This is a genomic window from Streptomyces sp. 2131.1 (assembly GCF_900105515.1).
GTDB lineage: Bacteria > Actinomycetota > Actinomycetes > Streptomycetales > Streptomycetaceae > Streptomyces > Streptomyces drozdowiczii.
The window spans coordinates 2,858,417-2,872,290 of record NZ_FNSY01000001.1 but is presented as its reverse complement, the minus strand read 5'-3'; the positions used below and the strand labels follow the sequence as shown (position 1 = coordinate 2,872,290).

Genomic DNA, 13,874 nt, shown 5'->3' with positions numbered 1-13,874 from the left:
CGTTTCCCGGCGCTGCTCCGTCATGATTCACCAGCCGCCTGGTTCCCCGTCGGACCCTCGCTGGAGACACACCCGCCCGCGTGGTCCCGACGGGCCGTCAGGGCATGCCCGGCGGATCATGGCCGGACACGCCCAGCGGTCCGCCCGCCTCAGGAGTTCAGATACGTCAGCACCGCGAGGACCCTGCGGTGGTCGCCCTCGCTCGGGGCCAGGCCCAGCTTCTGGAAGATGTTGCTGACGTGCTTCTCCACCGCCCCGTCGCTGACCACCAGCTGCTTGGCCACCGCGGAGTTCGTACGCCCCTCCGCCATCAGGCCCAGCACCTCGCGCTCACGCGGCGTCAGACCCGCCAGCACGTCCTGCTTGCGGCTGCGGCCCAGCAGCTGCGCCACCACCTCGGGGTCCAGCGCCGTGCCGCCCTGCGCCACCCGGACCACCGCGTCCACGAACTCCCGGACCTCGGCGACCCGGTCCTTCAGCAGATACCCGACGCCCCGGCTCGACCCGGCCAGCAGCTCGGTGGCGTACTGCTCCTCCACGTACTGCGACAGGACCAGCACCCCGATCCCCGGGTGGTCCCGGCGCAGCCGCACCGCCGCCCGGACACCCTCGTCGGTGTGGGTCGGGGGCATCCGCACGTCCGCGACCACCACGTCCGGCAGCGCGTCCTGCCCGGCGAGGTCCCCGATCGTCTTGATCAGCGCCTCCGCGTCCCCGACGCCCGCCACGACGTCGTGCCCGAGATCGGTCAGCAGCCGGGTCAGTCCCTCCCGGAGCAGTACCGAATCCTCGGCGATGACCACGCGCACCCTGTCCTCCACCACGACGCTGTTTCCCCCGCTGCTCGCTTGCCGACACGACTCGTACGCCGTCCAGCATCCCAGTAACCGCAGGGACGTCGCGAGCACGCGGGGGGTTGAGAGCCGCTGCGGTCCGCCGGGGCACGGTTCCGGTCAGCCGCGCCAGGGCAGCTCGGCGGTGATCTTCGTCGGGCCGCCCACCGGCGAGTCGACGACCAGGACCCCGTCCACCGCGTCCAGCCGCTCGGTCAGCCCGGCGAGTCCGCTGCCTGTCGCCGGGTCGGCGCCGCCGCGCCCGTCGTCGGTCACCTGGAGCAGCAGCCGGTCCTCCGTGCGCCACACGTCGACCGAGGCGCGGGTGGCACCGGAGTGCTTGCTGACGTTCTGGAGGAGCTCGGAGACCGTGAAGTACGCGATGCCCTCGATGGCCTGCGCGGGCCGCGAGGCCAGGTCCACCTCTACGGTCACGGGGACCGTGCAACGGGACGCCACGGCGGACAGCGCCGCGTCCAGTCCGCGGTCGGTGAGGACCGCAGGGTGGATGCCCCGGGCCAGGTCGCGCAGCTCCTGGAGGGCGACCTTCACCTCGCCGTGCGCCTCGTCCACCATGCGCGCGGCCGCCTCCGGGTCGTCCGTCAGCTTCTCCTTCGCGAGGCCGAGGTCCATGGCGAGGGCGACGAGCCGGGCCTGCGCCCCGTCGTGCAGGTCCCGCTCGATGCGGCGCAGGTCGGCCGCGGCCGTGTCCACCACGACACCCCGGTCGGACTCCAGCTCCGTCACGCGCTCCGCCAGCCGGGACGGGCCGAGGAGCCCGGTCACCATCAGCCGGTCCACGGTCGCCAGGCCCCGGATCACCCAGGGGGAGAGGAGGACGATGCCGAGGCCCAGGCCGGCGGTCAGCGCGAGATCGGCGCCCGAGTCGAGGTACACCTCGTGCTGGGTGTCCCCGTACAGCTGGATGCCCGAGACGCCCGCGTGCGAGGGGACCGCCCAGTGCCACAGCGGGTAGGTGAGCGCCGCCCAGCCCCAGGCCTGGAGCGTGAGCGAGACGCAGAACGCGAAGACCGCCCACGGGAAGTGCATCAGCGCGTACAGCAGGTGGCGCCAGGACACCCCGCTCTTCAGCACCGCGCCGATCCAGGACATCAGCCCGCTCTTGCGCCCCCGCACCGGCGCCGGGTCGGCCACGTCCGCCCGCAGCAGGGCGCGCGCCCGGGTCCGCTCCAGCATCCCGAAGCCCCGGCACATGACCAGCCCGGCGGCCAGCACCGGGATGCCGATGAAGGTGACGAGCAGCCCCGCGCCCAGCGAGATCATCGTGATCGCGAAGGTGAACAGCACGATGCTGATCGGCAGGCTGAGCATCAGGTAGCAGAACTCGCGCCAGGTCCTGCCCTCCAGCGGCGCCCGCAGCGCCGCCGGCAGGACGTGCCGCTTCGACGGCCGCTCCGCGAGGCCGCTGCCGGACCGCTGGGGGTCCCGTGTGTCCGGTCCGTATGCCGTGGCCATGGGTTCCGTCCGTTTCTGCTTCGTCGCCGTGAAGGTGCGTGCGTTCTGTACTTCAAGAGTGCTGGGCGGCGCGCCGCCGCACCATGAGGGCGGTATCCGTCTCGGACCGGGGGTTTTCCCCACCCCTGTTGCGCGGTGTGCGTGCGGGCCGCTGTCACGCGGTGTGCGTGCGGGCCGCGCTCCTGTCGGTCTCCCGGTCGCGCCACGGCAGCTCCGCCGTGACGGTCGTCGGGCCGCCGGCGGGGGAGTCGAGTACGAAGACCCCGTCGACCGCGTCCAGCCGCTCCGCGAGCCCCGCCATCCCCGTACCGCCGTCCATCGAGGCCCCGCCCCGGCCGTCGTCGCCGACCTGGATCAGCAGCCGGTCGCCGGAGCGCCACACGTCGACGGACGCCGTACGGGCCCCGCTGTGCTTGCTCACGTTCTGGAGGAGCTCGGAGACCGTGAAGTACGCGATGCCCTCGATGGCCTGCGCCGGCCGCCCCGGAAGATCCACCCGTACGGTGACCGGCACCGTGCAGCGCGACGCGATGGCGGACAGCGCGGCGTCCAGGCCCCGGTCGGTGAGGACGGCCGGGTGGATGCCCCGGGCCAGGTCGCGCAGCTCCTGGAGGGCGACCTTCACCTCGCCGTGCGCCTCCTCGACCATGCGGGCCGCGGCCTCCGGGTCGTCGGTCAGCTTCTCCTTGGCCAGGCCGAGCCCCATCGCGAGGGCGACGAGCCGGGCCTGCGCCCCGTCGTGCAGGTCGCGCTCGATGCGGCGCAGGTCCGCGGCGGCCGTGTCGACGACCACGCCCCGGTCCGACTCCAGCTCCGCGATGCGGCGTTCGAGGTCGTCCGAGGGGGAGAGCATCCCGCGCACCATGGCCCGGTCCGCGTTGGCCAGGAGCCGCGCCACATAGGGGAGCGCCGGCCACACGATGAGGCAGACGAGCGTCACGGTGAAGGTGAGGATGCCCCACGGCAGCCGTACGAACGAGTACAGCGCAGTCCGCCAGGCGACCGGGTCGCTCAGACCGCTCCACAGCCAGGCGAAGAACCCGTTCTCCCGACGGCCCCGCGCGAGCGGGCTCGGCTCGTCGACCCGGACCCCGAGCAGCTTCCGGGCCCGGGCGCGCTCGGCCCGCCCGATCAGCCGGGACCCCTGCAGCCCGGCGGCGAGCAGCGGCAGCCCGACGACGGTGACCGCGAGGCCCACGCCGATCGCGGTCATCAACACTGTGTAAACAAATCCGGCGATCGCCATCGGCAGATTGGCGAGGAGGTGCGCGACCTCCTTCCACGTCCACCGGCCGAAGGCGAAGCGGACGGGAGGGGGCCCGTCGTCGGAGGGCACCTGGGGGCTCATGGTCATACGACCAGCCTGCCGGGCGCGGCATGCGGATGCCATGGGGCTCGTGGGTGAGGTGAAGTAGGGATATCCCCACCCGTGCCCCCACTCCGCCCCCGCCCGTGCCCCACTCCTTCCCCACCCGTGCCGTACTCGTTCCCCGTCCGTTGCCCGACGCAACTGCTTACCCGCCCTTTACAGGGCCTAGACTCCCGTGCGTACAGATCGTCGAACGGGGTTGAGGGAGCGAGGGGCGGACGTGGCGGACCTACCGGGTGTGGCGCCCACGCGGGCGGTGCTCGCGTCCTCGGACTACTTCCACAGCTACTCGGTGGTCGGACTGCTCGCCCTGGTCGGCGTCCTGTTCGTCGCGGTCGCCTTCGGAGCCGGCCGGCTGCTGCGCCCCGTGGTCCCGACCCCGGAGAAGCTCCTCACGTACGAGTGCGGCGTGGATCCCGTCGGCGAGGGCTGGGCCCACACCCAGGTCCGCTACTACGTCTACGCGTTCCTGTACGTGATCTTCGCCGTCGACTCGATCTTCCTGTTCCCGTGGGCGACGGTCTTCGCGGCGCCGGGCTACGGCGCGACCACGCTGGTGGAAATGTTCATCTTCCTCGGTTTCCTGGCCGTGGGACTGCTCTACGCATGGAAGAAGGGCGTCCTCGAATGGACGTGACGAGCCCGTCGTCCGCAGGGGCGGGGGACGAACCCGCCGCCGTACCCACGTTCCTCCCGGAACCGAAGCGTCTGGGCGTCCTGTCCCGCCTCGCGCCGGAACCGATGAAGGTGGTCCTCAACTGGGGCCGCCGCTACAGCCTCTGGGTCTTCAACTTCGGACTCGCCTGCTGCGCCATCGAGTTCATCGCCGCGTCCATGGCGCGCCACGACTTCATCCGGCTCGGCGTCATCCCCTTCGCGCCGGGCCCGCGCCAGGCCGACCTCATGATCGTCTCCGGCACGGTGACGGACAAGATGGCCCCGGCGGTCAAGCGCCTGTACGAGCAGATGCCCGAGCCCAAGTACGTCATCTCCTTCGGCGCCTGCTCCAACTGCGGCGGTCCGTACTGGGACTCGTACTCCGTCACCAAGGGCGTCGACCAGATCATCCCCGTCGACGTCTACGTCCCCGGCTGCCCGCCCCGCCCCGAGGCGCTGCTCCAGGGCATCCTGAAGCTCCAGGAGAAGATCGCGCGCGAGTCGCTGGGCGAGCGTTACGCGGATGCCGCGGGCGGCCGCCCCTCCACGGCGGCCCTGCGCAGCGGCCTGGTGACTCCGCCTCCGGCCGCGGGGGAGGGGGACGGGAAGTGACCGACTCCTTCGACCGGCTCCCGGACGCGGTCACCTTCGACCGGCTCCCGGACGCGGTCACCGAGATCTTCGGCGAGGAAGCCACCGCGGAGCAGGCGTACGACCTCCTCACCGTCGACGTCCCGCCCACCGCGTGGATCACCGCCCTGGAAACGGCCCGGTCCACTCTGGGCTGCACCTACTTCGACTGGCTGAGCGCGGTGGACGAACCGGGCACGGGCTTCCGGGTCTGCGCGCATGTAGCGGCGCTGCCGTCCGGCGGGTCCGGTGTCCGCCGCCTCCTCGTCCGTACGACGGTGCCGCACGAGGCTCCGGTCCTGCCGACGGCGATCGGTGTGTACGCGGGTGCCGCCTGGCACGAACGCGAGACGCACGAGATGTTCGGCGTCGACTTCGCGGACCACCCTCACCTGGTCCCCCTCCTGCTCCCCGAGGGCTTCGAGGGCCACCCCCTGCGCAAGGACTTCGTCCTGGCCGCCCGCGTCGCGAAGGCCTGGCCGGGCGCGAAGGAACCGGGCGAGTCCGAACACGGCGGCCCGAAGCGCCGCACGATGCTCCCGCCGGGCGTTCCGGACCCGAACGAGTGGGGCCCGCTGAAGGGCCAGCTGCCGCCGGCACCGGCACGTCCTGCGCGCGGAGCGCGCGCTGCGGGGGACCGCCCGGTCCGGCGTACCCGCACGGCGGGCGAGGCGACCCCGGGCACTCCCGACGCGGCGGCCCCGCCGGACGCCCCGGCAACCCGCCCGCGCCGCAGCCGCAGCGCGTCCCAGGGCTCGGCGAGCCAGCAGGGGGCGGACGCCCCGTGGCACACGGCGGGCGAAGACCAGCCCCTCCGGCGTTTGAGGAGCGGGGGTCCGGGGGCGGAGCCCCCGGTTCGGGAAGGGGCGGGTCGGGGAGAAGCCCAGCCCACCGCACCCCCCACCGCACCCGCCCCCGAACCCCCCACCGCACCCGCCCCCGAACCCGCCCCCGACAACGACCCCACCCCCGACGACGGAGGCGATCAAGAGTGAACGACGCACTGGACGTCGCCCTCCGCATCGTCATCGTCTTCGCCGTCTTCATGGTCCTCCCCCTCGTCGTCGGCCAGACCGAACACAAGGTCATGGCCCACATGCAGGGCCGCCTGGGCCCCATGTACGCGGGCGGCTTCCACGGCTGGGCCCAGCTCGTCGCCGACGGCGTCAAGTTCGCGCAGAAGGAGGACATCGTCCCCGCCGGCGCCGACCGCAAGGTCTTCCGCCTCGCGCCGGCCGTGGCCCTCCTCCCGTATCTGCTCGTGCTGGTCGCGATCCCGATCGGCCCGGGCGAGGGCGCGGTCGGCCAGGTCGTCGACGCCGGCATCTTCTTCGTGCTCGCGGTGATGGGCGTCGGCGTACTCGGCTCGCTCATGGCCGGCTGGGCGTCGGCGAACAAGTTCTCCCTGCTCGGCGGCCTCCGTACCGCCGCCCAACTGCTCGCGTACGAACTGCCGATGCTGCTCGCCGCCGCCTCGGTGGCGATGGCGGCCGGCACGGTGTCGCTGCCCGGCATCCTCGACGCCTTCGAGTGGTGGTGGCTGCCCTGGCAGATCATCGGCGCCCTGGTCTTCTTCGTGGCCGGTCTCGCCGAACTCCAGCGCCCCCCGTTCGACATGCCGGTCGCCGACTCGGAGATCATCTTCGGCGCGTACACCGAGTACACCGGCCTCCGCTTCGCCCTGTTCCTGCTCGCCGAGTACGCCGGGATCGTCGTGCTCTGCGGGCTGACCACCGTGCTGTTCCTCGGCGGCTGGCACGGACCGCTGGGCGCCGACGGACTCGGCTGGGTCTGGACCCTGCTGAAGACCGGCATCCTCGCGTTCGTCGTGATCTGGCTGCGGGTCAGCTACCCGCGCCTGCGCGAGGACCAGCTGCAGAAGCTCGCCTGGACGACCCTCATCCCGCTCGCTCTCGCGCAGATCGCGCTCACCGGCATCGTGAAGGTGGCGATCAACTAGTGCCCCCGATCCCCGGCTCAGGTCTGGCCAAGGGCCTCGCCGTCACCCTGCGGACGATGACGAAGAAGACCGTCACCGCCCAGTACCCGGACGTGCAGCCCGAACTCCCGCCCCGCTCCCGCGGCGTCATCGCGCTGTTCGAGGAGAACTGCACGGTCTGCATGCTCTGCGCCCGCGAGTGCCCCGACTGGTGCATCTACATCGACTCCCACAAGGAGACGGTGCCCGCGGCGGCCCCGGGCGGCCGCGAACGCAGCCGCAACGTGCTCGACCGCTTCGCGATCGACTTCTCGCTCTGCATGTACTGCGGCATCTGCATCGAGGTCTGCCCGTTCGACGCGCTGTTCTGGTCGCCGGAGTTCGAGTACGCGGAGACGGACATCCTCGACCTCACCCATGAGCGCGACAAGCTGCGCGACTGGATGTGGACGGTCCCCGAGCCGCCCGCGCTCGACCCGCACGCCGAGGAGCCGAAGGAGATCGCCGCCGCCCGCAAGACGGCCGACAAACTCCGCGCCCAGCAGGAACAGCAGGCACAAGAGGCACAGCAGGCACAAGAGGCACAGCAGGCGCAGGAAGCCGCCGCAGAGGCAGACGCAGCAAAGCCGGACGCAGCAAAGCCGGACGCAGCAAAGCCGGACGCAGCAAAGCCGGACGCAGCAAAGCCGGACGCAGCAAAGCCGGACGCAGCAAAGCCGGACGCAGCAAAGCCGGACGCAGGGGAGGGCGACGCATGATCACCGCCCTCGGCGCCTCCGGCGCCACCGCGGCCCCTGGCTTCCTCTCCCCGACCGGCGTCGAGATCGCCTTCGTCCTCGTCGGCATCGCGACCCTCGGCGCGGCCCTGGTGACCGTCACGACCAGGCAGCTGGTGCACGCGGCCCTCTGGCTGATCGTGGCGCTCGGCGGCCTCGCCGTCGAGTACCTCCTGCTCACGGCGGAGTTCATCGCCTGGGTGCAGGTACTGATCTACGTGGGTTCCGTCGTCGTCCTCCTCCTGTTCGGCCTGATGCTCACCAGGGCCCCGATCGGCCGCTCCCCGGACGCCGACTCGGAGAACCGCCTGCCCGCCCTCGCGGTCGCCGTCGCCTCCGCCGGCGCCCTGGTCTGGGTCGTCGTGGACGCCTTCCGTACGACGTGGATCGACCTGGACGGGCCCGCCCAGGGCTCCACGAAGGCCACCGGCTCCTTCCTCTTCCGGAACTGGGTCCTCCCCTTCGAGGCACTCTCCGTCCTCCTGCTCGCCGCCCTGGTCGGCGCGATCGTCCTCTCCCGCAAGGGCCGGGCCGCCGCACCCGTCGACGGCACCCCCGCAGCCGCCCCGGAACGAGAGGACAAGCGCTGATGCACCTCGCCTATCCCGCCGTGCTCGCCGCCCTCCTCTTCTGCACCGGGCTGTACGGAGTCCTCGCCCGCCGCAACGCGATCCTCGTCCTGATGTCCGTCGAGCTGATGCTCAACGCCGTCAACCTCAACCTGGTCGCCTTCGACGTCTGGCTCCGCGACCGCCTGCACTCCGGCCAGGCCCTCACCCTGTTCACCATCGCCGTCGCGGCGGCGGAGATCGGCATCGGCCTGGCGATCGTCCTCGCCGTCTACCGCAACCGCGGCAGCTCCGCCGTCGACCGCCTCCGCGACACCGCCGAGACCGACGAGGCCGAGACCGTCCCGGCCGGCGACGACGAGGACGACGACCCGGCGGACACCGCCCGCCCCGAAGACCAGGCCACTGCTGCGGCAGGGAAGGCAAAGAAGGCAGAGGCCACCCCGTGACCACCACGACCCTCGCCGTCCTCGTCCCCCTCCTCCCGTTCCTGGGCGCCGCGGCCGGCCTGCTCATCGGCCGCACCGCGCCCGAGTTCGTCCGCCCGCTCGCCGTCCTGCCCTCCCTCGCCTCGCTCGTCCTCGCGGCCGTGGTCGCCTCACGCCAGGGCGGCGGCCGGGCCATCGACGCGGCGACCCAGCTCACCCCCACCGGGTCCGTCCCCATCGACCTCGCCCTGCACCTCGACGGCTTCGCCGTCCTGGTCGCCGTGCTGGTCGCCCTGGTCGCGAGCTGCGTGCAGATCTACTCGACCGCCTACCTCCGGGACGACCCCCGCTACCCCTCGTACGCGGCGCTCGTCTCCCTCTTCACTTCCGCGATGCTGCTCGTCGTCTACTCCGGCGACCTGATGGTGCTCCTGGTCGGCTGGGAGGTCATGGGCATCTGCTCGTACTTCCTGGTCGGCCACTACTGGGAGACGCCCGAGGCCCGCGCCGCGTCGCTGAAGGCGTTCCTGGTCACCAAGCTCGGCGACGTCCCCTTCCTCATCGGCCTGTTCGCGCTCGCCGCCGACACCGGCTCCTTCCGCATCACCCGCATCCTGGGCGCCGTGGCCCACGGCGGCCTCGATCACCCCACCCTCATCGCGCTCCTGCTCCTGGCCGGGGTCGCGGGCAAGTCCGCGCAGTTCCCCCTGCACACCTGGCTGCCCGACGCCATGGCCGGCCCCACCCCCGTCTCGGCGCTGATCCACGCGGCGACCATGGTCGCCGCCGGCATCTACTTCGTGGCCCGGCTCCTCCCCGTCTTCGCGGCCTCCGGCGCCGCCCTCGTCGTCCTCGCCGTGATGGCGGCCGTCACGATGATCGGGTCCGGCCTCGCCGCCCTCGCCCAGGACGACATCAAGCGCGTCCTCGCCTACTCGACCATCGGGCAGCTCGGCTACATGTCCGGCGCCCTGGCCGTCGGCGACCGCGGGGCCGCCGTCTTCCACCTCGTCTCGCACGGTGCCTTCAAGGCGGTCCTCTTCCTCGCGGCCGGCGTCGTCATCCACGCCGCCGGCACCAACTCGCTGGCCGCCATGTCCCGGATGGGCGGCCTCGCCCGCCGCATCCCGGACGCCTACTGGACGATGACCGTCGCGCTGCTCGCGCTGGCCGCCATCCCCCCGTTCGCCGGCTTCTTCTCCAAGGAAGCCGTCCTCGTCGCCGCCGAACACACCGCGCTCGGCGACCGGCACGTCGCCCCGGCCGCCGCCGGCTGGACGGTCCTCGTCGCCGGCCTGCTGGCCGCCGTGCTCACCGCCGCCTACGCCACCCGGCTCTGGCTCCTCGCCTTCCGGGGCCGGGGCGCCGAGGCCCCCGACCACGGCAGGCAGCCCGCCGCCATGACCGCCGTCCTGTGGGTGCTGGCCGTCCCGACCATCGCCCTCGGGCTGAGCGTCGGCGTGATCGGCGACTGGTTCGACGGCCACCGCCTGGTCCCCTCGCTGACCACCGCCGTCCTGTCCACGGGCGTCGGTCTCGTCGGCGGACTGGTCACCTACGCGGCCTGGCGCCACACCACCGCCCTCGCCGCCCGCGTCCCCATGGGCTCCGTCGTCGCCCACCCGGACGCCGAACCGGCCCTCGTCGAGATCGAGGCCATCGAGGCCCGCACCGCCGCCTACGGCCCGGCCGGGGACGCGCCCGACCCGGCCGACCCCGGACGCCTGCTGCTCGGCCCGCTCCACCGCCACGCGGCCACCGGCTTCCACCTGGACGCCCTGTACGCGGCGCTGTTCGTCCGGCCCGTCCAAGCCGCGGCACGCCTCGTCCGCTTCCTGGACCGCGAGGTCGTCGAGACCTACGTACGAGGCTCAGCCACCGGCGCACGCTGGCTCGGCACGGCGGTCCGCCGCGCCCAGACCGGCAACGTGCAGACCTACCTCAGCGCGCTGCTGGCCGGTTCCCTGGTCCTGGCGGTCGCCGCCGTCGTCTTCGCCAACGTCAACGCGGGGTCCTGAGCCGTGATCGATATCAGCGCATCCGTGATGCAGTTCCTTCTGGCGTTGGTCGTCGTCGGCCCGCTCGTCGGCGCCGTCGCCGCCCTGCTCCCCGCCCCGCCCGGGCTGAAGGGCCGCAGCCCCGACCAGGCCGTGCTCCGCCACGGCGTGACCGTCACCGGTGTCATCTTCCTGGCGACCCTGGTGCTGGCCGCCGGCTTCGACCACGACCACCCGTCGAAGATGCAGGCCACCACCGACATCAGCTGGATCCCCGCGCTGGACGTACGCATCCACCTCGGCATCGACGGCATCTCGCTCCCCCTGCTCGTACTGACCGCGCTGCTGACCTTCCTCTGCGCGCTCTACAGCTACTTCAAGCTGCCCGAAGGGCCCTCCCCGAAGGCCTTCGTCGCGCTGATCCTCGTCCTGGAGTCCGGCACCCTCGCCACCTTCGCCGTCCTCGACCTGATCCTGTTCTTCCTGGCGTTCGAGATGGTGCTCATCCCGATGTACTTCCTCATCGCCCGATGGGGCGGTGCGGGGAGGCAGGCGGCCGCCTGGAAATTCATCCTCTACACACTGCTCGGCTCGGTCGTCATGCTGCTGGGCCTGCTCCTCATCGGACTGAAGAGCGGCACCTTCGACATGGTGGCACTCGCCACTGACAACGGCCGCGGGCTCACCACGTCCGTGCAGGTCACCGCCGTTCTGGCGATCGGCATCGGGCTCGCCGTGAAGACCCCGATGTGGCCGCTGCACAGCTGGCTCCCCGACGCCCACACCGCCGCCCCCACGGTCGGCTCGGTGCTCCTCGCGGGCGTCCTGCTGAAGATGGGCACGTACGGGTTCGTCCGCATCCTGCTCCCGGTCGCCCCCGACGGGATGCACACCTTCGCCCCGTACCTCGCGGCCTTCGCCGTCGCCGGGATCGTCTACGGATCGCTCGCCTGCCTGGCCCTCGCCCGGCCCGGCGCCAAGGGCGACCTGAAGCGGCTCATCGCGTACTCCTCCGTCGGCCACATGGGCTTCGTCCTCCTCGGCATCGCGAGCATGACCCCGACCGGCGTCAACGGCGCGCTCTTCGCCAACATCGCCCACGGCCTCATCACCGGCCTGCTGTTCTTCCTGGTCGGCGCCGTCAAGGACCGGTACGGCACCGCCGACCTCGACACCCTCGCCGGGGCCACCGGCGCCGCGCTCTACGGCCGCGCGCCCCGCCTCGGCGGCCTCCTCGCGTTCGCCGCCGTCGCCTCGCTCGGCCTGCCCGGACTCGCCGGGTTCTGGGGCGAGATGCTCGCCCTGTTCGGCGCGTTCGACCCGGCCGCCGGACTGAGCAGGCCCGCCTTCCTGACGTTCATGTCGATCGCCGCGTTCGGCACCCTGCTCACCGCCGCGTACCTCCTGATCGTCGTACGCCGCGTCTGCATGGGCGCGAACCGCGACGAACCCCGGGCCATCGCCGACGTCCAGAGCTATGAATTCGCCGCCTGGACCCCCCTCGCGGCCCTCACCGTCCTCGCCGGCCTGTGGCCCGCCGTCCTCCTAGGCCTCACCGACCCGGCAGTGCAGAAGCTCCTCGCAGGAGGCAAGTCGTGACCACAGCGGCCGAGAGCGCCACCAGCCTCGTCCAGTCCGTCGACTGGCTCGCGATCGCGCCCCCGCTCACCGCCGCGGCCGTCGCCCTCGTCGTCCTGGTCGCCGACCTCTTCGTCCCCGAGGCCCGCAAACCGCTCCTCGGCTACGGGGCCGTCGCCGGACTCGTCGCCGCGCTCGCACTGATCGTCCCGCTCCACGACGGCGACCGCTCCACCTTCTGCCTCACCACGGGCAGCCACGCGTGCAGCTACACCGCCGACCACTTCACCCTCGTCATCCAGGCCCTCGTGCTCGGCGGCGCCCTGCTCACCGCGTTGCTCTCCATCGGCGACACCCGCAAGCTCCCGGCCGGCGAGTTCTGGTTCCTGCTGCTGTCGTCCGCCGCCGGAGCCGCGCTGCTGCCCGCATCCCGGGACCTCGCCACGCTGGTCATCGCCCTCGAAGTCGCCTCGCTGCCCGCCTTCGCCCTCGTCGGCATCAAGCGCGGCGACCGCCGTTCCTCCGAGGCCGCGCTGAAGTTCTTCCTGTCCTCCGTGGTCGCCACCGCCGTCATGCTCCTGGGCGTCAGCTTCGTGTACGCGGCCACCGGCACCCTCCACCTCACCGACCTGACCGGCCGCCTCGACCACGTCGACCCCCAGCTCTCCACCCTCGCCGGGGCGGGCGTCGCCCTCACCCTCGTCGGCTTCGCCTTCAAGACGGCCGCCGCGCCCTTCCACTTCTGGGTGCCCGACACGTACGTCGGAGCCCCGCTGCCCATCGCCGCCTACCTCTCGGTCGTCGGCAAGGCGGTCGGCTTCTCCGGCCTCATCCTCGTCACCGTGGTCGCCTTCCCGGCGTACGCGGACGTGTGGGGCCCCGCCCTCGCCGTCCTCGCCGCGCTCACGATGACCGTCGGCAACGTCGCCGCGCTGCGCCAGAGCGCTTCCCGCGCGCGCGGCGCCGTACGCCTGCTCGCCTGGTCCTCCGTCGCCCAGGCCGGTTACCTGCTCGTCCCCGTAGCCGCCGCCGCGTACGCCGGGGAGCGCCGGATCGGCTCCACCGTCGCGTACGCGCTTATGTACGCCGTCGTGAACCTCGGCGCGTTCGCGGTGGCCGCCCTGGTCGCCCGTACCCACCCCGGCAACCGCATCGACGACTACCGCGGCCTGTACGCCACCCGGCCCCTGGCCGCCCTCGCGCTGGCCTTCTTCCTGCTCTGCCTCGCCGGCCTGCCGCCGGGCGTCATCGGCCTGTTCGCGAAGGTCACGGTCTTCTCCGCCGCCGTCGACGCCGGCCTCGGCTGGCTCGCCGTCGTCATGGCCGTCAACGTCGTGGTCGCGCTGTACTACTACCTCCGGTGGACCGCCGCGCTGTTCCGCGGCCCCTCCGAGGAGGAGGCCGCGCCCGTCGTACGGCCCCGGGTCCCGGCGCCGCTGACCGCGGCGATCGTCCTCACGGCCGCCGCCGGAGTCGTCCTGTCGGGCGCCCCGCAGACCGTCCTCAGATTCGCCGGCGTCAACCTCTTCTGAGGCAGTTCGCCGGTTCCAGGGACGGCAAGATCGGTTTGCCCCCGGCGGGCCGCACAGGGCAGGGTCATGCCTCGCGCACGGGCGCGTACG

At 72.4% G+C, this 13,874-nt stretch carries 13 protein-coding genes; 10 read left to right on the top strand and 3 right to left on the bottom strand.

Annotation, left to right across the window (positions count from 1 at the left end):
- Positions 1 to 149 precede the first annotated feature (149 nt).
- The 3 genes from BLW14_RS12825 to BLW14_RS12815 all read right to left on the bottom strand — a co-directional run bounded on the left by BLW14_RS12825 (position 150) and on the right by BLW14_RS12815 (position 3,663).
- Positions 150 to 809: a response regulator transcription factor gene (locus BLW14_RS12825; protein ID WP_026242587.1), complete on the bottom strand. Its 660-nt coding sequence runs from the start codon at positions 807 to 809 to the stop codon at positions 150 to 152.
- Positions 810 to 953: 144 nt separating this feature from the next.
- Positions 954 to 2,309: a sensor histidine kinase gene (locus BLW14_RS12820; protein WP_093707223.1), complete on the bottom strand. Its 1,356-nt coding sequence runs from the start codon at positions 2,307 to 2,309 to the stop codon at positions 954 to 956.
- 154 nt (positions 2,310 to 2,463) lie between these two features.
- Positions 2,464 to 3,663: a sensor histidine kinase gene (locus BLW14_RS12815; RefSeq protein WP_177153960.1), complete on the bottom strand. Its 1,200-nt coding sequence runs from the start codon at positions 3,661 to 3,663 to the stop codon at positions 2,464 to 2,466.
- A gap of 235 nt (positions 3,664 to 3,898) precedes the next feature.
- Here BLW14_RS12815 and BLW14_RS12810 point away from each other — a divergent pair, with 235 nt between their 5' ends.
- From BLW14_RS12810 to BLW14_RS12765, 10 genes are read left to right on the top strand one after another with little or no spacing between them, the layout of a single operon-like run.
- The gene (locus BLW14_RS12810) at positions 3,899 to 4,315 is read left to right on the top strand and encodes an NADH-quinone oxidoreductase subunit A (protein WP_026242586.1); all 417 of its coding nucleotides are present in this window, start codon (positions 3,899 to 3,901) and stop codon (positions 4,313 to 4,315) included.
- Positions 4,306 to 4,947, top strand: a complete 642-nt coding sequence (locus BLW14_RS12805) for an NADH-quinone oxidoreductase subunit B (protein WP_093707219.1) — start codon at positions 4,306 to 4,308, stop codon at positions 4,945 to 4,947. The genes BLW14_RS12810 and BLW14_RS12805 overlap by 10 nt, the downstream gene beginning before the upstream one ends.
- A complete protein-coding gene (locus BLW14_RS12800; RefSeq protein ID WP_093707217.1) occupies positions 4,944 to 5,960 on the top strand; it encodes an NADH-quinone oxidoreductase subunit C in 1,017 nt (338 codons plus the stop codon). Before BLW14_RS12805 ends, BLW14_RS12800 begins: the two co-directional genes overlap by 4 nt.
- Positions 5,957 to 6,925 carry a complex I subunit 1/NuoH family protein gene (locus tag BLW14_RS12795; RefSeq protein WP_093707215.1) on the top strand — a complete coding sequence of 323 codons (969 nt, stop codon included), beginning with the start codon at positions 5,957 to 5,959 and terminating at the stop codon, positions 6,923 to 6,925. Before BLW14_RS12800 ends, BLW14_RS12795 begins: the two co-directional genes overlap by 4 nt.
- Positions 6,925 to 7,662, top strand: a complete 738-nt coding sequence (locus BLW14_RS12790) for a NuoI/complex I 23 kDa subunit family protein (protein WP_093707213.1) — start codon at positions 6,925 to 6,927, stop codon at positions 7,660 to 7,662. Before BLW14_RS12795 ends, BLW14_RS12790 begins: the two co-directional genes overlap by 1 nt.
- Positions 7,659 to 8,270: an NADH-quinone oxidoreductase subunit J family protein gene (locus BLW14_RS12785; protein WP_093707211.1), complete on the top strand. Its 612-nt coding sequence runs from the start codon at positions 7,659 to 7,661 to the stop codon at positions 8,268 to 8,270. The genes BLW14_RS12790 and BLW14_RS12785 overlap by 4 nt, the downstream gene beginning before the upstream one ends.
- Complete coding sequence (gene nuoK / locus BLW14_RS12780) at positions 8,270 to 8,698, top strand: NADH-quinone oxidoreductase subunit NuoK (protein ID WP_093707209.1); 429 nt, start codon at positions 8,270 to 8,272, stop codon at positions 8,696 to 8,698. The genes BLW14_RS12785 and nuoK overlap by 1 nt, the downstream gene beginning before the upstream one ends.
- Positions 8,695 to 10,695, top strand: coding sequence for an NADH-quinone oxidoreductase subunit 5 family protein (locus BLW14_RS12775; RefSeq protein WP_093707207.1), 2,001 nt, complete (start codon positions 8,695 to 8,697; stop codon positions 10,693 to 10,695). Before nuoK ends, BLW14_RS12775 begins: the two co-directional genes overlap by 4 nt.
- 27 nt (positions 10,696 to 10,722) lie before the next feature.
- A complete protein-coding gene (locus tag BLW14_RS12770) occupies positions 10,723 to 12,273 on the top strand; it encodes a complex I subunit 4 family protein (RefSeq protein ID WP_093707205.1) in 1,551 nt (516 codons plus the stop codon).
- On the top strand, positions 12,270 to 13,784 hold the full coding sequence (locus BLW14_RS12765; protein WP_093707203.1) for an NADH-quinone oxidoreductase subunit N: 1,515 nt from the start codon (positions 12,270 to 12,272) through the stop codon (positions 13,782 to 13,784). The genes BLW14_RS12770 and BLW14_RS12765 overlap by 4 nt, the downstream gene beginning before the upstream one ends.
- The last annotated feature ends 90 nt before the right edge of the window (positions 13,785 to 13,874 follow it).